The sequence below is a fragment of the Nocardioides ureilyticus genome (assembly GCF_051280745.1).
Taxonomy (GTDB): Bacteria; Actinomycetota; Actinomycetes; order Propionibacteriales; family Nocardioidaceae; genus Nocardioides.
This window is the reverse complement of sequence record NZ_JBNCOG010000023.1, coordinates 44,417-64,620: the sequence shown is the minus strand read 5'-3', so window position 1 is coordinate 64,620 and position 20,204 is coordinate 44,417. Positions and strand designations below refer to the sequence as shown.

Here is a 20,204-nt window from a genome sequence, read left to right as displayed (position 1 = left end):
GGCGCGTGCTCGACACCGTTGCCGTCGCCGCCGCGGGCCCGCCCGGCGGGGGGAGCCCCCCCGGGGGGGGGGGGGCGGGGGCGCGGGGCGGGGCGGTCCCGGCCCCCCCCGACCCGGTGGCGTGCAGCTCGGCCAGGCCGGCGAGCGTGGTCGGAAGGTAGAGCCTCACGAGCGGTCCCGGCCGGCCGGGCGCGCGCCGCTCGGCTTCCGCCGGCCCCGGGGCGCGCGGGGGCGGGCGCCGGTCACGGTGTCGAGCAGCTCGTCGAGCGCCTCGGTGAGGCAGGTGCCGAGGAGGTCGACGTCCGGCAGCTGGTCGCGGTCGGCGGTGACGCCGTAGAACACCTTGCCGTCGTACGACGTCACGCCGACGGCGAGCGGGTGGCCGGACACCAGCGGGTGGACCGGGTAGCTGGCCGCCATCCGGGCGCCGGCGGCGTAGAGCGGTGACTGCGGACCGGGGACGTTGACGACGCTCAGCTGGTAGCCGCGGCGCTGCTCGAGGGCTGCGAGCCGGGAGCCGATCGCGTGGAAGGTCGTCGGTGCGAAGCCGGCGATGCCGGCGAGCCGGTTGGCCGCGACGCCGCGCCCGGTCTCCTTGTGCGCCTGGAAGGAGTAGCTGATCTGGTGCAGCCGGACGACGGGGCTGGGCTCGCCGGTGGGGAGGTCGACGAAGTGGGGCGCGATCTGGCTGCCCAGGGAGGTCGCCTCGAGCTCGGTGTCGATGACCGAGACCGGCACCAGGGTGCGGATCCGGCGGAACCCACGCAGCGACCCGTCGCGGCTCATCAGCCAGGCCCGCAGGCCGCCGGCGATCGTCGCCAGGATGACGTCGTTGACCGTGCCCCCGTGCACCGCGCGGATGCGCCGGTAGTCCTCGAGGTCGGTCTCGACCGTCACGAGCCGCCGCTGCTGGGAGAGCAGGCCACCCAGGGCGCCGGCGCGCTCCGGCCGACGCCCGGCGAGCCCGTTGAGGACCCGCCCGGCGGCGCCGGCGGTGGTCTCGGCCGTGCGCAGCAGCGCGCCCCCGGTGCCGCGGGCGGTCTCCAGCGCGGTGCGGGGGTGGGCGAGCGACTCGCGGGCGGCGTCGAGGGCGAGCACGGCCGAGGACGGCCGCCGCGCCGGCGCCCAGTCGTCGCTGCCGAGGATCTTCGGCTCCGCCTGCACGTCGAGGAGGAGCTGACCGAGGTCGACGGTCTGGACGCCGTCGACGAGCACCTGGTGGGTCTTCGAGAGCAGCGCGACGCGGCCTCCGCTGAGGCCCTCGACGAGGTACATCTCCCACAACGGCCGGCTGCGGTCGAGCGGCCGCGAGACGATGCGGGCCACCAGCTCCAGCAGCTGCTCCTGGCTGCCCGGGCGTGGGAGCGCCGAGCGGCGGACGTGGTAGCCGAGGTCGAAGTGCTCGTCGTCGAGCCACACCGGGTTCGCCAGCCGGCCGGGGACCTGCTGCAGTCGCTGGCGGTAGCGGGGCACGAAGGAGATCCGGTCGCGGATCAGGCACATCAGGCGGTCGTGGTCGAAGCCGGAGTCACCGCACTCGAAGATCTCGACGGTCGCGTTGTGCGCCGGGGCGGACGGCGTCTCCTCGGCCAGGAGTGCCACGTCGCGGGGGCTGAGCCGCTCGCTCATGGACCCTCCTTCCGCTGCTGGGGCCTCGTCGTGGGAGGGACCCGCTGCTCCCGCGCTTGCTCAACGTGGGATTCTGGCAGACGTCACCCACCGCCCCCATGAGGAAAGTCACCAGCATGCATCCGATGCGCCGACCCGCGGCGGCCGCCGCAGCCCTCGCCCTCGTGCTCGCCGCCGGCACCGCCTGCGGCGACGACGAGCCGGCTCCGGGGGCCGGTGGGGAGACGACGACCATCGAGGTGACCTTCGAGGACGGCACGGTGACCCCGAGCGGCGAGCGGGTCGAGGTCGACGTCGACGGTGAGGTCGAGCTCGTGGTCCAGGCCGAGGAGGCCGGGGAGATCCACGTCCACTCGAACCCCGAGCAGCTGCTCGAGTACGGCCCCGGCACCACGACCCTGCCCATCACGCTGGACCAGCCGGGCGTAGTCGAGGTCGAGTCCCACGAGCTCGGCCAGGTGATCGTGCAGCTGCAGGTCCAGTGAGCGACGGGCAGCACCTCGCCCACGGGATCGGGGGCGCCAAGGACCTCCCGATCCCGCCCGAGCTGGCGATCGCGGGCGCGGTCGCGGCCCTGACGATCTCCTTCACGGTCCTCGCCGTCGCCTGGCGCCGGCCGCGCTACGACGCCGCGACCTCCGGCACCCCCGCCCCCGCCTGGCTCGAGGCGCTGGTCGACGTGACCGCCTTCCGCGTGTTCCTGCGGGTCGTGGGCATGACGGTCTTCCTGTACGGCGCGTACGCCGCCGTCCTCGGCCAGGACCTGCTGACCAATCCCGTCTTCGGGATGGTCTACGTGTGGTGGTGGGTCGGCCTCGTGCCGCTCTCCCTCCTCCTCGGCCCGGTGTGGAAGGCGATCAGCCCTGTCCGCACCATCAACCTGCTCTTCGCCAAGGTCTCCGGCAGCGACCCGGACGAGGGCGTCTTCCGCTACCCCGAGCGGCTCGGCGTCTGGCCGGCGGCGATCGGCCTCTACGCCTTCGTGTGGCTGGAGCTGGTCTACCCCTACTCCACCGAGCTCGGACCGGTGCGGCTGTGGGTCGCGGCGTACGTCGCGCTCATGCTGCTCGGCGGCGCCCTGTTCGGCAACACCTTCTACGCGCGCGCCGACCCCTTCGAGGTCTACTCCTCGCTGATGGCCAAGCTCTCGCCCTGGGGCCGGCGCGACGGGCGGCTGCTCGTCCGCAGCCCGCTGGCGAACCTCGACTCGCTCACCGTGCGCCCCGGGCTCGTGGCCGTGGTGGCGGTCCTGTTCGGCAGCACCGCCTACGACTCCTTCCGCGAGTCGCCGCCGTGGGTGCAGCACATCCAGTCCACGCAGACGTCGGTGAACCTGCTCAACAACCTGGCGCTGCTCGCGTTCGTGGTGGTCGTCGGCCTGCTCTTCGCTGTCGGGACGGTCGCCACCGGTGTCGGGCCCGGCACCCGGCGCACCGAGCTGCCGAACGTCTTCGCCCACTCGGTCGTCCCGATCATCGCCGGCTACATCGTCGCCCACTACCTGACGTACTTCGTCGAGGTCGGCCAGATGACGCTGATCCAGGCGAGCGACCCGCTGAGCACCGGGCAGGACCTGCTCGGCACGGGTGACTGGTCGGTCAACTACTGGCTGTCCTACCACCCGACGCTGCTGGCGAACACCAAGGTCCTCGCCGTCGTGCTCGGGCACGTCGTCGGCGTGGTCGCCGCCCACGACCGGGCCATCAAGGTCCTTCCGAAGCGGCACCAGCTCACCGGCCAGCTGCCGCTGCTGCTGGCGATGGTCGCCTTCACCGTCGGCGGGCTCTACCTGCTGTTCGCCGGCTGAGCCGACCACGGGCCCGGCTCCCGGGCACGGGTCCACGACGCGGCGCGAACCCGTCGACCACCGCCTCGATCGCCCGGGTCAGCGGTGACTCGCCCGTCTCGAGCAGCGTCCGGCCGGCCACCAACGCCCGGTCGACCGACCCCCGGTCGTCGGGCAGGAAGTGGAGGGAGTCGACCCGCCCGAAGCCGGCCACCATCCCCGCGACCTCCTGCTCGGACCAGCCCAGCGTCGGACGCATCCGGTTGACGACCACCCGCACCGGCGCCCCGCCGGTCACCTCGGCGAGGTCGACCAGGCCGCGGGCCAGTCGCGAGAGGCCGACCGGGTCCGCGGCACCCACCACGACCAGCTCGTCGGCGGCCTCGACCGCCTCGAGGGTGAGCCGGTCGCGGGTGGGGCGGCCGGGCTCGACCGCGTCGTCCGCCAGCCCCGGCCCGGTGTCGACGACGACGTCCCCCTGCTCCCGGGCGACGTCGAGCAGGTGGCCCAGCGCGCCGGGGCGCACCTCGACCCAACGGTCGGGGCGGGGCAGGCCGGTCACGACGCTGAGGTGCTCGTCGAGGCCGCGCTGGGTCGCGGCGAAACCCTCGGCCAGGGTGCCGGTCGTCGCCAGCCGGGCCGCGGAGAGTAGCCCGGAGACCTCGTCGAGGATCCCGAGCTGCTGGGCGACGGTGCCGCCGTACGGGTCGGCGTCGACGAGCACCGTGCGCCGCGCCCGCCGGCCCAGCTCGGCAGCGACGCCGGCCGCGAGCGTCGTACGACCCGGGGCGCCGGCGGGCCCCCAGACGACGACCACGCGCCCCCGCTGGCCCGAGGTCGACGGCGGCGGCACGGGCGCGCCCCGCGGCACCGTTGCGGGGGCCGGGGCCGGTGCGGCGACGACCGCGACGACGGCGTCCGGCAGCAGGTCGAGGGCCGGCTCGGCCACGACGGTGGGGATGCCGATCCGGGACGCACGGAGCCGACCGGCGTCGGCCGCACCGGCCGTCTCGCCCGGGACGACCGCCACGGGCTGCACGCCGTGCCGGCGCAGGTGCTCCACCGCCGTCCCGTCGAGCCCGGGGGCGTCGATGCCGACCACCGCCACGTCCGCCTGCCCGGCCGAGGCGGCGGCCAGCAGGTCGTCGACGTCGACGCAGCGCTTGAGGACCACGACGCCGCGGCGCCCGTTGAGCGCCGTCAGCGCGTGCGACTCCCACGCCGCGCCCGACGCGACGACGAGGACGACGACCGGCCCGCTCACCGGGGCCTCACGAGACCTGGACGACGGTGGTGACCGGGTTCTCGACCGCCGCCAGCCGCGCGAAGAACGGCTCCGCCTCGGCCTCGGGCACCGCCACCACCAGCTGCCGCCGCCCGGAGGTGCCGAACCCCTCCGCCAGGCTCGGGGCGTCGACCACGACGACGTCGTCGAGGACGGGGCCGTCGGGGGTGCGCCGGCTGCCGGTGAGGAAGACGTCGACGACGGAGCCGCCGGCGACCGCCGGCGGCACCAGCTCCGCATCGACCGCGAGCGGGACCGACACCGTGCCGGCCTCGTCGGCGGACCCGACGGCGGCCCGCGGCAGCAGCTCCCCGGCGGCCACGCCGCGGGTGAGGGCGAGGTCGGCCGGCAGCTCGTCGTCGACGGTGAAGTACCGCTCCAGGGCCGACCCGTCGGCGAACCGCACCCGCTCGGGCACCAGGTCCGCCGTCGTCACCCGGTCGCCCGCGCCGAGGTCGGCGCCGACCGCCCACACCTGCACGCTGTCGTCGACGCTGGCCAGCAGCCGGGCGCCGCCGACGACGGAGGCGGCCACGAGCAGGACACCCACCCACAGCCGCGGGTCGCGCCAGGGCGAGGACCCGGCGCGGGTCGCGGAGGGAACCGGCGCCGCGGGTGGAGCGGTGGGGCCGGCCGTCGTACCGGCGGTCGGCTCGTGGGACGGCCCGGTGGAGCGACTGAGGTTGCGGCGCACGCGCACAGTCTGCAACCGCTGCGCCGTCCGGTCACCTGCTCCATCCACAGGCCGGCGGGGCGCTCGTCGGTCGCGTGCGGTGGAGGTGCCACCATGGGCGCATGGCCGGTTCGCCCCGCTTCCTTACGCTCGCCGACGTGGCGGAGGTGCTGAACACCTCGAGCGCACAGGTCTACGCCCTCGTGCGGCGCGGCGAGCTCCCGGCGATCAAGATCGGCGGTCGCGGGCAGTGGCGGGTCGAGGCGAGCCAGCTGGAGGAGTTCATCCAGCGGATGTACGCCGAGACGCGGACCTTCGTCGACGAGCACCCCTTCGTGGAGGCCGAGCCGCGCGTCGAGTGAGTCCGCCGTTCCCGCCGTTCCGGTCGTTCCCGGCGGTCCCGGGCCCGCCGGTCAGCCGGTCTCGGCGCCGAGGACGATCGCGACCTGTTCCTCCGAGCCGTCGCGGCGGACGGTGAACTCGACCGTCTCGCCGGGCTGGTGGGTGCGGATGGCGACGATGAGCGCGATGCCGTCGGTGACGCGCTGCCCGTCGATGGCGACGACGAGGTCGCCCTCCTCGAGCCCGGCCTCCTCGGCCGGCGTGTCGGGCAGCACCTCCTGGATCTCGGCGCCCTCGCCGCCACGCTGGCCGGTGCGCACCTGCGCGCCGATGACGGGGTAGCGCGCCTCGCCGGTGCGCAGGATCTGGTCGGCGGTGATCCGGACCTGCTCGATCGGGATCGCGAAGCCGACGCCGATGTTGCCCGAGTCCCCGCCGAGCACCCCGCCTCCCGTCGTCGCGATCGCGGAGTTGACCCCGACCACCTGGCCGCCGAGGTTCACCAGCGGGCCGCCGGAGTTGCCCGGGTTGATCGCGGCGTCGGTCTGCACGGCGTCGATGTAGGAGGACTCGGTGGCCGAGTCGCCCGTGGTCACCGGCCGGCTCAGCGCGCTCACGATGCCGGCGGTCACGGTCGAGCTCAGGCCCAGCGGCGAGCCGATCGCGACGACGCTGTCGCCCACGCGGAGGCGGGTCGACGCGCCGAGCGCCGCGGGCCGCAGGCCGCGGGCGCCCTCGACCCGGAGCACCGCGAGGTCGTAGACCGGGCTGCGGCCGACGACCTCGGCGTCGAAGCGGGTGCCCTCCTGGTCGACCACCTCGATCCCGCCGCCGCTCTCGGCGGCGTCCGCGACGACGTGGTTGTTGGTGACGACGTGGCCGCGACGGTCGAGCACGAAGCCGGACCCCGTCGCCCCGCCCGCCTCGCCGTCGAGGTCGGCGGAGATCTGCACGGTGCTCGGCAGCACCTCCGCGGCCACGGCCGCGATCGAGCCCTCGGCCGCGTCCAGGGGCGGCTCGGTGCGCACGTCGTCCGCGGTCAGGCCGCGCCCGAAGGCCACCGGGCCGTCGTCGGTGAGCGACTCGTAGGCGAGGCTGCCGGCCACGCCGCCGACCAGGCCGACGACGAGCGCGACCACCGCCACGGCCGGCCACAGCCAGCCCGGCACGCGCCCGCGCGGGGCGGCGGGGCGGGCGGCGCCGTACGGCTCGTGGACCGGGTAGGGCGCCGTCCCGGACGGGTGCGTCGGGTGGTTCCACGGCTGCTGGGTCGGCTGGGCCGGAGCCCACTGGCCGGGCGGCCGCTGGGCCACGGGCGGCACCCACGAGCCCTGGTCGTGCTCAGGGCCGGGGCCCTGCTCCTGGTGCTGACGGGTGTCGTGGGCCCAGGCGGGGTCCGGGTGGCGTCCCAGTGGCTGGGTGTCCTCGACGCCCTCGACCCCCGACTGCTCTGTGCTCACGGCACCATCATGCCGCGGCCGTGGTCACGGGCGGCTGGGCGCGGGGACCTGGGGGCGGTGCAGCATGGGGGTCGAGACCGGGGTGGCCGTGGACGTCGGGGCGCGGGCGGGCGTCGGCGTCGGGGTCGGGGTCGGGCTGGGGGTCGGCCCCGAGGACGGCGAGCCGATCTGGGTGATCGGGCTGCGACGGTCGATCTGCGGCACGTCGGCCGGCGCCGCGCCCAGCGCGATGACACCCAGGACCGCAGCACCGACGGCGCCGCCGCCGAGGGCGACCACGCCCGCCGTACGACGTCCGCGGTGCTCGGCGGCCTGAGCCGCCACCAGGTAGGCGTCGCCGGGCGGGAGGCCCGCACCCGCCCCGTCGACCGCGCCACCGCGCAGCGCGCCCTTCAGGGACGCGGGCGCCTCCTCGGAGCTGGCGAACGAGAGACCCGCGAGCCGGGTCTTGACCCACCCCTCGCGCTCGACGAGGTCGCGGCAGGAGTGGCAGGTGTGGACGTGGGCCCAGGCACGTTCGGTCTCGACCGGGTCCAGCTGGCCGTCGAGGAGGGCGCTCACCTTGGCGCCGAGGTGGCCCCTCACAAGTCCCGTCCCGGGACGAGCGAGTGGCCGGCCGGCCCGGAGTAGCGCTCCCGGCCGTCCGCCGGCGCACGGTGCGCGAGGGCCTTGCGGAGCATCGCGCGACCGCGGTGGATGCGCGAGCGGACCGTGCCGAGCTTGGCGCCCAGGATGGCGGCGATCTCCTCGTAGGACAGCCCCTCCACGTCGCAGAGGACGACCGCGGCACGGAAGTCGGGCGGCAGCGTCGCGAGGGCACGCTCCACGTCGTCGTCGAAGCGCTGGTCGGAGTAGGCCGCGTCCGGCGTCGGGGCGTTGCTGGTCAACCGGTCGGCGCGCTCGTCGGACAGGGCGTCGAAACGGATCCGCTGCTTGCGGCGGGCCTGGTCGAGGAAGAGGTTGGTGGTGATGCGGTGCAGCCAGCCCTCGAAGGTGCCGGGGCTGTAGGTCGACAGCGAGCGGAAGACGCGGACGAAGACCTCCTGGGTGAGGTCCTCGGCGTCGTGCCGGTTGCCGGTCAGCCGGTAGGCCAGCCGGTAGACCCGGTCGGAGTGCTGCTCGACGACCTCGTCCCACGTCGGCACGCCCGGCGTACCCCCCGGGTCCGCCACCTGCTCGTCCATGTCGGCGCCTTCCGACGTCGTGGTCCTCGTCGTCCGCACCTTCATCCGGTCCGGCCTCCCTCACCGTAGGGGCCCTCGCTGAGAGGACCCTGTGAGCTGCTCGTGGGCGGGTGCCCACGTCGGGTCCAACGTGCGGCACCCCGGTGGTGTTCCGCGGCACGGACACCGGCTCGCGATAGGTTCGACCGCGTGACGACGACGCCGGTGAACCCCGCGAGCTGGAGCTACGCCGAGCAGTTCGTGGCCGAGGACGACGTCCTGGCCGCGGCCCGAGCCCGGGCGCAGGAGGTGGGCGTCGTCGCCATCGGGCCCGGTGGCGGCGCCGCGCTGCGGTTCCTGGCCTCCGTGCTCGACGCGCGCGCCGTGGTGGAGATCGGCACCGGCACCGGCGTCTCCGGCCTCTGGCTGCTGCGCGGCATGCGCGGTGACGGCGTCCTGACCACGGTGGACATCGAGACCGAGCACCAGCGCCTGGCCCGCCAGTCCTTCACCGACGCGGGCATCGCGAACCAGCGGGCCCGCACCATCTCCGGCGCGGCGCTCGACGTGCTGCCGCGGCTCACCGACGGCCACTACGACCTCGTCTTCTGCGACGGCGACAAGCGGGAGTACGCCGCGTACCTGCAGGAGGCGCTCCGGCTGCTCCGCCCCGGTGGCGTCGTGGCCTTCGACAACGCCCTGTGGCACGACCGGGTGGCCGACCCCGCCCAGCGCGACGAGGAGACCGTGGCGATCCGCGAGCTCGGTCGCACGGTCGCCGAGCACCCGGACCTCGTGTCGGTGCTGCTTCCCGTCGGGGACGGGCTGCTGGTGGCGAAGAAGACCTGGGACCCCGAGTCGGACTGATCCCTGGAGCCCCACCGGCACCACTTCCCAGGGCGTTCCGTCGCTTCTCAGGGGAAGTCTGCGCCGACAAGCGCCTCAGCCGCCCACCCGGCGCGGCCACCAGAACCGCTCCCCCAGCAGCAGGGCGACGGCCGGGACGAGCACGGTCCGCACGAGCAGCGTGTCGAGCAGGACGCCGAAGCAGATGATCGTCCCGAGCTGCGCGAGCACGACCAGCGGGAGCACGCCAAGGACGGCGAAGACGGCCGCGAGCAGGACCCCGGCGCTGGTGATCACCCCGCCGGTGGCGCCCAGCGCACGGAGCATCCCCCGGCGCGGCCCGTGCTCCGCTGCCTCCTCGCGAGCGCGGCTGACCAGGAAGATGTTGTAGTCGACGCCCAGCGCGACGAGGAAGAGGAACGCCAGCAGCGGCACCGACTCGTCCAGGGCGGAGAAGCCGAGCGGCCCGGTGAACAGCCACCACGCCGCACCCAGCGACGCGACGTAGGTCGCCACCACGGTCGCGACGAGGACGAGCGGCGCGACCACCGAGCGCAGGAGCAGCAGCAGCGCACCCAGCACCAGGCCGAGGATCAGCGGGAAGATCACCCGTCGGTCCCGGTCCGCGGCGGCGCGGGCGTCGACGGCCAGCGCCTCGCTCCCGGTCACGTACGTCTCCGCCCCCGCGGCCCCCACGCCCTCGACGGCGTCCCGGACGGCGCGGACCGCCTCCTCGGCAGCCGCCGTGCCCGGGGCGGCGGCCAGGACGGCGTCCACCTGCGCGACCTCCTCGCCCTGCGGCCCCGGCGCCACCGAGCCGACGCCCTCGACGCCCTCGACCGCCCGGGTGACGTCGGCGGGGTCGGCGGTGGTGAGGATGCGGACGGGATCGGTGAGGCCGGCGGGGAACGACTCGGCGAGGCGCTGCGAGGCGGTGATCGCCTCCGGCTCGGCGAGGAACTGCTCGTCGCGGTCGAGGCCGGTGCTGATGCCGGCGGCACCCACCGCGAGCGCGGCGAGGAGCGCGAGGGTGCCGGTCACGAAGGCAGCGGGCCGGCGGGCGACCCGCGCCCCGATTCGGTGCCAGACGGAGTCGGTCTCGACCAGCGGCGGCTGGCCGGTCCGCGGGACCTTCGGCCAGAAGATCCACCGCCCGGGCAGCACGAGCGCGGCCGGGAGCACGACCAGCGCGAAGCCGGCGGCGACCACGATGCCGATCGCGCAGGCGAGGCCGAGGCCGCGGGTCGTCGGGACGAGGGAGAGCAGGAGCGTGAGCACGCCCAGCACGACCGTGGTCGCGCTCGCGACGACGGCCTCCGCGGTCCGCGCGAGCGCGGTCGCCATCGCGTCGTACCGGCTCTCGACGAGGCGCAGCTCGTCGCGGTAGCGGGAGATCAGCAGCAGCGCGTAGTCGGTGCCCGCGCCGAACACCAGGACCGAGAGGATGCCGATCGTGGACTCGTCCCACGCCACGTCGAGCAGCGCCATCGCCTGGGTGGCGAGGACGGCGGAGAGCCGGTCGGCCACCCCGACGACGGTCAGGGGGATCAGCCAGAGCACCGGGCTGCGGTAGGTGATGACCAGCAGGAACGCCACGACGGTGGCGGTGGCGGCGAGCAGGCGGAGGTTCGCGCCGTCGAAGACGGCCGCGAGGTCCGCCTGGACCGCTGCGGGCCCGGTGACCTGCGCCTGCACCCCTCCGGGCACGGCCTCGTCGAGCCGGTCACGCAGGTCCGCCACCTGCTCGGCGACCTCGCTGGCCGAGCCGGCCTCGACCGGGACCACGGCGATCGCCGCGCTGCCGTCCTCGGCCACGCTCACCGGGCCGGACGGCCCGCTGGGTACTGCGCCCACCTCCCCGGCGGTCGCCCGGAGCGCGCCCAACTGCTCCTCGCCGAGCCCGCCCTGCTCCGCGGTCCACAGCACCAGGGCCGTGCTGGCGCCGTCGTCGGGCAACCGCTGCTCGAGCTGGGCGGCCGCGGTGGAGCCGTACCCGCGCGGGAGCTGGTCGGTCGCCCGCGACTCCCGCTCGCCCTCGCCCAGGAGCGCGATCGCGAGCACGCCCAGCAGCAGCGGGACGAGCGCGAAGGCCCACGCCGCCCGCCGACCGGCGATGGTGGACGTGACGCGGTGGGCCCGGGGGTCGCGGTGGTCCGGCACGCTGACTCCTCGCCGTACGATTATCTCAGTCGCCTAGATGCTAAGCAGGTGAGACAAGTGGCCGACGACCGATCGCTCCTCGAGGCGCTGCGCGACCTCGTCGAGGCGGGCGTGCGGATGCGCCATGCCATCGCGCGTTCCGCCCGCCTGAGCGAGCACGAGATGGTCGCGCTCCAGCACCTCGGCCGCCAGCCGATCGGCCCCGCGGAGCTCGCCCGGCTGCTCGAGGTCTCGACCGCGGCCTCGACCGGCATCGTCGACCGGCTGGTCGCCCGCGGTCACGCCGTGCGCCGCCCGCACGCCGCGGACCGCCGACGCACGGAGGTCCACCTCACCGACTCGGGGCGGGCGGAGGTGCTGGGCCACCTGGCGCCGATGCTGCGCCGGCTGCGGGCGCTCGAGGAGGACTTCGACGAGGACGAGCGGGCGGTGGTGGAGCGGTACCTGCGCGGCGCCGCCACCGCTCTCCAGGCCGTCGCGGACGAGGCGCGCGGACGGGCCTGATCAGACGCGGTCGAGCGGACCGGCCCGAGGCCCGGTCGGGCTCAGCCGCGCGGGCCGGCCTCGAAGCCGTCCCAGCCCTCGGCGACGGCCACGACGTCCCACGGCTCGACCAGGACCGGCGGGCTGCCGACGATCCGAGAGCCCGGTGCGTCCGCGGCCCCGGCCACGAACTGCTCCTGGAAGGCCTCCCGGGCCGCGTCGGTGGCGAAGACGTAGGTGCCCTCGAACCACTCGCCGCGACGCATCCGCCAGGTCTTCCAGCGCAGGCCGGCCATGCCGGTGAAGCGGGCGTGCGAGGTCTCCGCGACGTACGCCGCCAGCTCGTCCTCGACGCCCTCGGCGGCGTCGGTCAACGACCAGCGGACGGTGAGCCCCCTCATGCCGGCGGCCTCAGGCCAGACCCGCGAGCGGGTCCCCGCCGAGCCACGCCAGCAGGGCGCGGGCACCGAAGCCGGTCGGGCCGGCGGTCCACTCGTCGAGGCCCTCCGGGGCATCGCCGACGGAGGCGACGTCGAGGTGCGCCCACGGCACGTCGCCGACGAAGTGCTGCAGGAAGAGCGCTGCGGTGATCGCGCCCGGTCCGCCGGCGCCGTTGTCGGCGTCGGCGACCTTCGAGGCGAGCTTCTCCTCGTAGGCCGCAGCGAGGGGCATCCGCCACAACAGCTCGCCGGACTGCTCGCCGGCCGCCGAGATGGCGGCCGCGAGCGGCTCACGGTTGGCGAAGAAGCCACCGACCTGCTGGCCCAGCGCGACCTTCATGGCGCCGGTGAGGGTGGCGACGTCCACGACGGCGGCCGGGGCGAGCTCGGCCACGGCGTAGGCGAGGGCGTCGGCCATGACCACCCGTCCCTCGGCGTCGGTGTTGGTGATCTCGGAGGTGCGCCCGCCCCAGTGCCGGACCACGTCGCCGGGGCGCAGGCTGTCGCCGGAGACGGCGTTCTCGGCCATCGGCACGAGACCCACCACCTTGACCGGGCAGTCCACGGCGGCGAGCGCCGCCATGGTGGCGAGGACGACGGCGCCGCCGGTCATGTCGCGCTTCATGTTCGTCATCGCCTGGGCCGGCTTGATCGACAGGCCGCCGGTGTCGAAGGTGATGCCCTTGCCGACGAGCGCCACGGTCGGGGTCCGGCGGTTCGCCTTCCTCGGCGTGTAGTCGAGGCGGACCAGCCGGGGCGGGGTGGCCGAGGCCCGGCCGACGGCGAGGATGCCGCCGAAGCCCTCGTCGGCGAGCTGCTGCTCGTCCCAGACGCGGTAGGTCAGCCCACACTCCTCGGCGACCTGGCGGGCCTGCTCGGCCAGCCACGGGGGGTTCTTCAGGTTCGAGGGCACGGTCGCGAGGGCGCGCGAGCGCCAGCCGGCGCCGGCCACGGCGAGCGCGCGCCGCATGCCTGCGTCGTACGCCGCGGGGTCGAGGGCGGCGAGCACCGCCCGCTCCACGGGGAGCGGGTGGTCGCGGTCGCCCTCCGGCGCGGTGGACCGCCAGGAGAAGACGAAGGACCCCAGCACCAGGCCGACCACGAACGGCTCCAGCGCCGTGTCGGGGTCGAGCGCCGGGACCGAGGTCGCGAGCGACGCACGCCCCTTGACGGCACGTCCCAGCGCCGCGCCGGCCCGACGGAAGTCGGTGGGGCGCTGCTCCCCCACGCCGACCAGCAGCACCAGGCGCAGCGCCGGCTGGTCGGCCGCCCCGAGCGGCACCGGCCAGGCCAGGACCTCACCCGCGCGGCCGGTGGCCCGTTCGGACTCCAGCAGCGCCAGCAGGTCGAGCCCGAGCTGCTCGGTGACCTCCTCGGCGCCCGGCCCGAGGATCGGCGAGGCGCCGTCGCCCTCGCCGGGCAGGACCGGCAGGGCCACGACCTCCGCGCCGGCGACGGCGAGGGGTCGGGCACCACTCAGCGCCAGCCGGGGCGGCGAAGGCTGCGAGGGGAGGATGCTGTCGGTCCCGGTGCGGGGCACGTCGCGGGGTACGTCGGCGTCAGCCGACGACGTCCTTGAGGGCGTCGCCCAGGGCGCCGGCCTCCTCGGCGTTGAGCTCGACCACGAGGCGGCCGCCGCCCTCGAGGGGGACGCGCATGACGATGCCCCGCCCCTCCTTGGTGACCTCCAGCGGACCGTCACCCGTCCGCGGCTTCATTGCCGCCATCCGGCACCTCTTCTCGTGTCGCAGTCCTGGGACAGGCAGGGCCCGATCGCCCGGCCGGCCGTGTGGTGCTCCATTATCCCCCATCCGTCAGCCGACCGTGAGCGGTCCCCCACGCACGGCTGGCAGACTTCGCGGCATGCACGCCCGGTCGGCCCTCTTCGACCTGTTCGGCGACCACCTGCGCGACAGCGGCTCCCAGGCACCCGTGGCGGCGCTCGTGCGCCTGCTCGCGCCGGTCGGGATCGCGGCCCCGGCGGTGCGGACGGCGATCTCCCGGATGGTCATCCAGGGCTGGCTCGAGCCGGTGGCGCTGCCGGGAGGGCGGGGCTACCGGACCACCGAGCGGGCCGCCCGGCGGCTCGCCGACACCAGCCACCGGGTCTACCGCCGCCACGAGCACTGGGACGGCTGCTGGCACCTGGTGCTCGTCGACCCGCCGGCCAGCCGGAGCGCCCGGTCGCGGCTGCGGGCCGACCTCGGCTTCCTCGGGTACGCCGAGCTCACCGACCACGTCTGGGTGGGCCCCGTCGCCAGTCCCGAGCTGCCCGGCGTGCTGGAGCGCGCCGGCGCCACGGCACGGACCGCGCGGGCCTCCGACGTCGAGCCGTCGCCGGTGGACGCCTGGGACCTCGAGGCGCTGCGCACGTCGTACGAGCACTGGCTCTCCTCGGTTCGCGGGCTGGTCGGCGAGCACCTCGCCGCGCACGAGGACCCCGACGAGGCGGCGTTCGCCGCGCGGTTCCACCTCGTGCACGAGTGGCGCAAGTTCCTCTTCGCCGACCCGGGCCTGCCCGCCGAGGTGCTGCCGGCGGACTGGCCGCGCGACGCCGCGGCCGACCTCTTCGCCGCCGAGTCCGAGCGGCTGCGGCCGGGCGCCGACCGGTTCGTGGCGCGCTGCCTGTCCTGAGCCCGCTGTCGCCCTCCCCCTGTCCTCCGCCAGACTGCGGCCATGACGACCGCACCTGTCCTGCTCGACGTCTCCGAGGGCGTCGCCACCATCACCCTCAACCGTCCCGGCGCGATGAACAGCCTCGACATCGCCACGAAGGTGCTGCTGCGCGAGGTGGTCCAGCAGGTCGCCGCCGACCCCGCCGCCCGCGCCGTCGTGCTCACCGGCACCGGCCGCGCCTTCTGCACCGGCCAGGACCTCAAGGAGCACGTCGAGCTGCTCGAGAACGACGGCAGCGACGCGCTCTTCTCCACCGTGGACGAGCACTACAACCCGATCGTCACCGCGCTGGCCGGCATGGCCAAGCCGGTCCTCGCCGCGGTCAACGGCGTCGCGGCCGGCGCCGGCGCCAGCCTGGCCTTCGCCTGCGACCTGCGGCTCGTGGCGGACTCGGCCGGCTTCAACCTCGCCTTCGCCAACGTGGGGCTCTCCTGCGACACCGGGGCCAGCTACACGCTCCCGCAGCTCGTCGGCCGGGCGAAGGCGCTGGAGCTGCTCTACCTGCCCCGCACCATCCGCGCCGACGAGGCGCTCGCGCTCGGGCTGGCCACCTCCGTGCACCCCGCCGACGAGCTGGAGGGCGCCGCGCAGGAGCTGGCGGCCCGCCTCGCCGCCGGCCCCACCGTCGCCCTCGGCGCGATCCGGCGCTCGGTGTCGTACGCCGCCGACCACACCTTCGAGGAGGCCACGGCCTTCGAGAGCTCGATGATGCAGCTCACCGGCGCCACGGCCGACCACTCCGCGGCCGTCCGCGCCTTCGTCGCCAAGGAGAAGCCGGTCTTCGAGGGCCGCTGACACCCGTCGAGGTGGGGCGCCTGCAGCCTCGAGGTGGGGCGTCTGCCCTGGACGCGCCCCACCTCGACCCTGTGCGCGCCCCACCTCGACGGTGGATGGAGGGTCAGTCGAGCCAGGCGGCGGTGGTGCGGAGGCGCCGGGCGCCGAAGATGTCGAGCACCTGGCCGGGGACCACCGTGCGCATCCGCCGCAACGACGGCCGGGCGCCGTACTCGACGGTGAGGGCGACGCCGTCGAACCGGCGGTTGAACCAGCTCGTCATCGTGCCGTGGCAGACGCCGCCGCAGTCGAAGGACTGACGCGGCAGCTCGAGGTGGCGGGCGACGCGGCGGGCGAAGCGCGGCCGCTTGCTGTCGGTGTCGACGCCGTGCAACGGCTGGTGGAAGCTCAGCACGAAGTCCGGCCGGACGTCGCGCAGGAACGCCATCATCGCCGTGGTCTCCGGCTCGGAGGCGGGCTTCGGGCCGGACTCGTAGTTGCCGTCCAGGTCGGCCCACGCCTGGGGGTAGTTCCGGTTGAGGTCGACGCCGTGGGCGTTGCGGCGGCTGCGCTTCGCCAGGCCGTCGGGGTTGTACGTCGGGACCAGCCACAGGTCGACGCCCACCACGGGCGCGCCGTCGCGCAGCGACTGGAGGGCGTGCCTGCTCGCCGGCTCGTTGCCGTGCATGGTGGCGATCAGCACGACCGTCGGCACTCCCTTCCGGGCCGGCTCGCCGAGGTGCCACGCCCAGATGTCGCGGCCCTCCACCGACTGGCCGATCACCCGCTTGCCGACGACCGCCGGCCGGGCCGCGGAGGCCGGACCGGCCGGGAGCAGCGCGACCAGGACGGCCAGCGCCACCAGGACCGACCACCCGCGGCGCACGGCGTACCCCCTCACACCACGGACTCGAGGTAGGCCGAGGTCAGCACGAGCACGCCGACCAGGGTGCCGACGTGGGCGAGGATCGAGAGGCCCGGCCCCTCCGACCAGCTGTCTCCTGCCCCCTCCGACGCGTGCCGACCCTTGCTGGGCAGCCACCGGACGAGGATGAGCAGGCCGGCGACGGCCAGCAACCACCAGAAGGCGAGACCGACGATCCCGGCGGCGTCGCCGCCCAGGACGCTGTCGGCCGGCGCGAGGAGGAACGCGGTCCAGACCACCAGCGCGAGCACTCCGGCGCCGGTGTGCAGGTCGAGCAGCCGGCGACCGACGTCGAAGCGCCCGGCGCCCCGCTCCCCACGCAGACGCAGGCGGGTCAGCACGACCACCACCGCCCCCAGGGCGGTGAGGACGTAGACGATCGCCTCCTCGCTCGACACGCGGCGCAGTCTGCCCTACGGCGTCGGCCCCTCGCCACGAGCCTCGCGAGCCGCCTCGTGCTCACGGGCGAGCCGGTCGAGCAGCGCGTCGACGTCGGCCATCCGGTAGCCGCGCAGCGCCATCGGGAAGCGGACCCGCCGCAGGTCGTCCGGCCCCAGCGTCCGGTCGGTCGGCAGTCGGCTCGGCACCCGGTCGTGGTCGACGTCCTGCAGCGGCTCGCCCCGGCCGGCGGCGACCATGGCGATGCCACCCATGGCCAGCACCACGAGGGTCGCGAAGAACCACAGCATCAGCCGAACGTCTCCCTACTGCGGACCATCAGCTCGACCGCCTCGTCGACGTCGTCGGTGAGGGTGAGCATGTCGATGTCCTCGGCCGCGATCTTCCCCTCGGCGGCGACGGTGTCGCGGAGCCAGTCGATCATCCCGCGCCAGTAGTCGGTGCCGACCAGGACGATCGGGAAGCTGGTGACCTTCCGGGTCTGCACCAGGGTCATCGCCTCGAACAGCTCGTCGAGCGTGCCGACGCCGCCGGGGAGGACGACGAAGCCCTGGGAGTACTTCACGAACATGGTCTTGCGCGCGAAGAAGTAGCGGAAGTTGATGCCCACGTCAGCCCAGTCGTTCAGGCCGGTCTCGAAGGGCAGCTCGATCCCGAGCCCCACGCTCGTGCCGCCCGCCTCGCTGGCGCCCTTGTTGGCCGCCTCCATCGCGCCCGGCCCGCCGCCGGTGATGACCGCGAAGCCGGCCTCGACGAGCTTGCGGCCGACCTCCTCCCCCACGGCGTACGTCGGGTGGTCGACGGGGGTGCGTGCGGAGCCGAAGACCGCGATCGCCGGCCCCAGCTCGGCCAGCGCGCCGAAGCCCTCGACGAACTCGGCCTGGATCCTCAGCACCCGCCACGGGTCGGTGTGCACCCAGTCCGAGGGCCCGCGGGAGTCGAGCAGCCGCTGGTCGGTGGTGCTGCCGTCCACCTGGTTGCGCCGCTGCACGACCGGCCCCTTCTGCTTGGACTTCACCGCTTCCCCTCCGCCGACTCCGACACCGACTCCGACACCGACTCCGACGCCCCGTCCGCTCCGGTCAGCCAGGCGCGCAGCCGCCGCTCGCACTCCTCGATCTCGGCGACGGCCACGTGCTCGTCCTGCTTGTGGGCCAGCATCGGGTCGCCGGGGCCGTAGTTGACCGCCGGCACGCCGAGCCCGGTGAACCGCGCGACGTCGGTCCAGCCGAACTTCGGACCGACCCGGCCGCCGACGGCCTCGACGAACGCCTTGGCGGCCGGCCGGTCCAGGCCGGGCAGCGCGCCCGGCGCGGTGTCGGTGAGCCGCACGTCGTACCCCTCGAAGAACTCACGGACGAAGGCCTCGGCCTCGGTCTCGGACCGGTCCGGCGCGAACCGGAAGTTGACCTCGACGACGCACTCGTCGGGGATGACGTTGCCGGCCACCCCGCCGGAGATGTGCACGGCGTTGAGCCCCTCGTGGTACTCCAGCCCGTCGATGACCGGCCGCCGCGGCTCGTACGCCGCGAGCCGGGCCAGCACGTCCGCCGCTCCGTGGATGGCGTTGACCCCGCGCCAGGACCGCGCCGAGTGGGCCCGCTCGCCGGTGGTCCGGACCTGGACCCGCAGCGTCCCCTGGCAGCCCGCCTCGACGCCGGCGTTCGAGGGCTCCATCAGGATGGCGAAGTCCGCCTCGAGCAGGTCGGGCCGCGCCTCGGAGAGGAGCTTGAGGCCGTTGAACTCCGCGTCGATCTCCTCGGCCTCGTAGAGCACGTAGGTCACGTCGCGCACCGGCTCGGTCACCGACGCGGCCAGCTTGAGGATGACCGCGTCGCCGCCCTTCATGTCGCAGGTGCCGAGCCCGTGGAGCACGTCGCCGTCAGGGCGTCGCTCGAGCCGGCTGGGCAGGTTGTCGTTGACGGGCACGGTGTCGAGGTGGCCGGCGATGACCACCCGCTCGCCGCGGCCGAGCGTCGTGCGGGCCACGACGTTGTGGCCATGACGGAAGACCTGCAGGTGGGGAAGCCGCCGAAGCGCCTCCTCCACGGCGTCGGCGATCTCCTCCTCCGCCCGGCTCACGGACTCGATGTCGACGAGCGCCGCGGTCAGGCTCACGACGTCCTGGGTGAGGTCGAGGGCAACCATGGCGCCCATCCAACCAGCCGCCGGTTCCGGACAGGTGTCCAGCAACGCCTTCCGTCGAAGTGGAACACGTTCTATGTTTCGACTGCTTGCTTCACCCACGCCGACAACCGGAAGGCAGCCGATGCGCCACGGACTGGTCCTCTTCACCTCCGACCGCGGGATCACCCCCGCGGCACTCGCGAGGGCGGGTGAGGAGCGGGGCTTCGACACCCTCTACGTCCCCGAGCACACGCACATCCCGGTCAGGCGCACCGCCGCCCACCCCGGGACGGGCGACGAGTCGCTGCCCGACGACCGGTACCTGCGCACCCTCGACCCGTGGATCTCGCTCGCCACCGCCGCGGCCGTGACCACGCGGATCCGGCTGTCGACCGCGGTCGCCCTGCCGGTCGAGTCCGACCCGATCACGCTCGCCAAGCAGATCGCCACGCTGGACCACCTCTCCGGCGGCCGGGTCACCGTCGGCGCCGGCTTCGGCTGGAACACCGACGAGCTCGAGGACCACCACGTCCCGCCCGGCAAGCGCCGCACGGTCCTGCGGGAGTACGTCGAGGCGATGCGTGCGCTGTGGACGCAGGAGGAGGCGGCGTACGACGGGGAGTTTGTGTCGTTCGGCCCCTCGTGGGCCTACCCCAAGCCGGTCCAGGCGCACGTGCCGCTCATCATCGGCGCCGGCGGCGGGCCCCAGACGTTCCGGTGGATCGCGGAGAACGCCGACGGCTGGATGACCACGCCCACCCAGCAGGACGTGCTCGGCAACATCGAGGCCCTCAAGAAGGCGTGGGCCGACGCGGGCCGCGACGGCCAGCCCGACATCCGCGTGCTCATCGCCTTCAAGCCCGACCCGGCCGACCTCGCCGCCTGGGGCGAGGCCGGCTGCACCGAGCTGATCTGGGGGGTGCCGGACAAGACCGAGGACGAGGTGCTCGCCTCGCTCGACCGGATGGCGGGCCGGCTGGGCCTTAGCCCGGCTGGTTGAGGAAGGCGCGCAGCGCCCACCCGGCCGGTTGAGGAA

The 20,204-nt window shown here is 74.8% G+C and carries 23 protein-coding genes; 8 read left to right on the top strand and 15 right to left on the bottom strand.

Annotated features, from left to right (window positions below; genetic code table 11):
- Positions 1–165 precede the first annotated feature (165 nt).
- A complete protein-coding gene (locus ACSMHG_RS13720; protein WP_435745995.1) occupies positions 166–1,629 on the bottom strand; it encodes a wax ester/triacylglycerol synthase family O-acyltransferase in 1,464 nt (487 codons plus the stop codon).
- A 125-nt stretch (positions 1,630–1,754) separates the two neighbouring features.
- Here ACSMHG_RS13720 and ACSMHG_RS13715 point away from each other — a divergent pair, with 125 nt between their 5' ends.
- Together ACSMHG_RS13715 and ACSMHG_RS13710 are read left to right on the top strand one after the other, a co-directional pair.
- The gene (locus tag ACSMHG_RS13715; protein ID WP_435745992.1) at positions 1,755–2,114 is read left to right on the top strand and encodes a hypothetical protein; all 360 of its coding nucleotides are present in this window, start codon (positions 1,755–1,757) and stop codon (positions 2,112–2,114) included.
- Entirely contained in the window at positions 2,111–3,436 is a 1,326-nt protein-coding gene (locus ACSMHG_RS13710; RefSeq protein WP_435745990.1) for a hypothetical protein, read from the top strand. The genes ACSMHG_RS13715 and ACSMHG_RS13710 overlap by 4 nt, the downstream gene beginning before the upstream one ends.
- Here the strand turns inward: ACSMHG_RS13710 and ACSMHG_RS13705 are convergent.
- Complete coding sequence (locus ACSMHG_RS13705) at positions 3,399–4,679, bottom strand: CpaE/TadZ family protein (protein ID WP_435745988.1); 1,281 nt, start codon at positions 4,677–4,679, stop codon at positions 3,399–3,401. The two genes, ACSMHG_RS13710 and ACSMHG_RS13705, sit on opposite strands and share 38 nt — an antisense overlap.
- Before the next feature lie 7 nt (positions 4,680–4,686).
- On the bottom strand, positions 4,687–5,394 hold the full coding sequence (locus ACSMHG_RS13700; RefSeq protein WP_435745986.1) for a hypothetical protein: 708 nt from the start codon (positions 5,392–5,394) through the stop codon (positions 4,687–4,689).
- A 101-nt stretch (positions 5,395–5,495) separates the two neighbouring features.
- On the opposite strand from ACSMHG_RS13700, the gene ACSMHG_RS13695 reads away from it, so the two are divergent.
- On the top strand, positions 5,496–5,735 hold the full coding sequence (locus ACSMHG_RS13695; RefSeq protein WP_435745984.1) for a helix-turn-helix domain-containing protein: 240 nt from the start codon (positions 5,496–5,498) through the stop codon (positions 5,733–5,735).
- A 51-nt stretch (positions 5,736–5,786) separates the two neighbouring features.
- Here the strand turns inward: ACSMHG_RS13695 and ACSMHG_RS13690 are convergent, their stop codons facing one another.
- The 3 genes from ACSMHG_RS13690 to sigE are packed head-to-tail and all read right to left on the bottom strand — an operon-like array spanning position 5,787 to position 8,359.
- Positions 5,787–7,175, bottom strand: a complete 1,389-nt coding sequence (locus ACSMHG_RS13690) for a S1C family serine protease (RefSeq protein ID WP_435745981.1) — start codon at positions 7,173–7,175, stop codon at positions 5,787–5,789.
- A 24-nt stretch (positions 7,176–7,199) separates the two neighbouring features.
- Positions 7,200–7,736 (bottom strand): anti-sigma factor, encoded by a 537-nt coding sequence (locus ACSMHG_RS13685; RefSeq protein ID WP_435745978.1) that lies wholly within the window; start codon positions 7,734–7,736, stop codon positions 7,200–7,202.
- 20 nt (positions 7,737–7,756) lie between these two features.
- Complete coding sequence (gene sigE / locus ACSMHG_RS13680) at positions 7,757–8,359, bottom strand: RNA polymerase sigma factor SigE (protein WP_435745976.1); 603 nt, start codon at positions 8,357–8,359, stop codon at positions 7,757–7,759.
- 189 nt (positions 8,360–8,548) lie between these two features.
- On the opposite strand from sigE, the gene ACSMHG_RS13675 reads away from it, so the two are divergent.
- Positions 8,549–9,205 (top strand): O-methyltransferase, encoded by a 657-nt coding sequence (locus tag ACSMHG_RS13675; protein WP_435745974.1) that lies wholly within the window; start codon positions 8,549–8,551, stop codon positions 9,203–9,205.
- A gap of 75 nt (positions 9,206–9,280) precedes the next feature.
- Here ACSMHG_RS13675 and ACSMHG_RS13670 read toward each other — a convergent pair whose 3' ends face one another.
- Entirely contained in the window at positions 9,281–11,344 is a 2,064-nt protein-coding gene (locus ACSMHG_RS13670) for an MMPL family transporter (RefSeq protein ID WP_435745972.1), read from the bottom strand.
- Between the two features lie 57 nt (positions 11,345–11,401).
- Here ACSMHG_RS13670 and ACSMHG_RS13665 point away from each other — a divergent pair, with 57 nt between their 5' ends.
- Complete coding sequence (locus tag ACSMHG_RS13665) at positions 11,402–11,848, top strand: MarR family winged helix-turn-helix transcriptional regulator (RefSeq protein ID WP_435745970.1); 447 nt, start codon at positions 11,402–11,404, stop codon at positions 11,846–11,848.
- A 41-nt stretch (positions 11,849–11,889) separates the two neighbouring features.
- Here ACSMHG_RS13665 and ACSMHG_RS13660 read toward each other — a convergent pair whose 3' ends face one another.
- The 3 genes from ACSMHG_RS13660 to ACSMHG_RS13650 are packed head-to-tail and all read right to left on the bottom strand — an operon-like array spanning position 11,890 to position 13,994.
- Positions 11,890–12,228, bottom strand: coding sequence for a hypothetical protein (locus ACSMHG_RS13660; RefSeq protein ID WP_435745968.1), 339 nt, complete (start codon positions 12,226–12,228; stop codon positions 11,890–11,892).
- 10 nt (positions 12,229–12,238) lie between these two features.
- Positions 12,239–13,807, bottom strand: coding sequence for a leucyl aminopeptidase family protein (locus ACSMHG_RS13655; RefSeq protein ID WP_435745966.1), 1,569 nt, complete (start codon positions 13,805–13,807; stop codon positions 12,239–12,241).
- Positions 13,808–13,826: 19 nt separating this feature from the next.
- Positions 13,827–13,994, bottom strand: coding sequence for a DUF3117 domain-containing protein (locus ACSMHG_RS13650; RefSeq protein ID WP_082574674.1), 168 nt, complete (start codon positions 13,992–13,994; stop codon positions 13,827–13,829).
- 136 nt (positions 13,995–14,130) lie between these two features.
- Between ACSMHG_RS13650 and ACSMHG_RS13645 the strand changes: the two genes are divergently transcribed.
- Positions 14,131–14,901, top strand: coding sequence for a PaaX family transcriptional regulator (locus ACSMHG_RS13645; RefSeq protein WP_435745964.1), 771 nt, complete (start codon positions 14,131–14,133; stop codon positions 14,899–14,901).
- A 42-nt stretch (positions 14,902–14,943) separates the two neighbouring features.
- Positions 14,944–15,738 carry an enoyl-CoA hydratase/isomerase family protein gene (locus ACSMHG_RS13640; protein WP_435745962.1) on the top strand — a complete coding sequence of 265 codons (795 nt, stop codon included), beginning with the start codon at positions 14,944–14,946 and terminating at the stop codon, positions 15,736–15,738.
- 103 nt (positions 15,739–15,841) lie between these two features.
- Here the strand turns inward: ACSMHG_RS13640 and ACSMHG_RS13635 are convergent, their stop codons facing one another.
- Genes ACSMHG_RS13635 through dapE form a run of 5 tightly spaced genes read right to left on the bottom strand, consistent with a single transcriptional unit; the run spans position 15,842 to position 19,189 of the window.
- The gene (locus ACSMHG_RS13635) at positions 15,842–16,618 is read right to left on the bottom strand and encodes a M14 family zinc carboxypeptidase (RefSeq protein ID WP_435745960.1); all 777 of its coding nucleotides are present in this window, start codon (positions 16,616–16,618) and stop codon (positions 15,842–15,844) included.
- A complete protein-coding gene (locus ACSMHG_RS13630) occupies positions 16,615–17,040 on the bottom strand; it encodes a hypothetical protein (RefSeq protein WP_435745958.1) in 426 nt (141 codons plus the stop codon). Before ACSMHG_RS13630 ends, ACSMHG_RS13635 begins: the two co-directional genes overlap by 4 nt.
- A gap of 15 nt (positions 17,041–17,055) precedes the next feature.
- Positions 17,056–17,331, bottom strand: coding sequence for a DivIVA domain-containing protein (locus ACSMHG_RS13625; RefSeq protein WP_435745956.1), 276 nt, complete (start codon positions 17,329–17,331; stop codon positions 17,056–17,058).
- Positions 17,331–18,059, bottom strand: coding sequence for an LOG family protein (locus ACSMHG_RS13620; RefSeq protein WP_435745954.1), 729 nt, complete (start codon positions 18,057–18,059; stop codon positions 17,331–17,333). The genes ACSMHG_RS13625 and ACSMHG_RS13620 overlap by 1 nt, the downstream gene beginning before the upstream one ends.
- Positions 18,056–19,189 (bottom strand): succinyl-diaminopimelate desuccinylase, encoded by a 1,134-nt coding sequence (gene dapE / locus ACSMHG_RS13615; RefSeq protein WP_435745952.1) that lies wholly within the window; start codon positions 19,187–19,189, stop codon positions 18,056–18,058. The genes ACSMHG_RS13620 and dapE overlap by 4 nt, the downstream gene beginning before the upstream one ends.
- Positions 19,190–19,310: 121 nt before the next feature.
- Here dapE and ACSMHG_RS13610 point away from each other — a divergent pair, with 121 nt between their 5' ends.
- Positions 19,311–20,168: an LLM class F420-dependent oxidoreductase gene (locus tag ACSMHG_RS13610; RefSeq protein WP_435745950.1), complete on the top strand. Its 858-nt coding sequence runs from the start codon at positions 19,311–19,313 to the stop codon at positions 20,166–20,168.
- Positions 20,169–20,204: the final 36 nt, after the last annotated feature.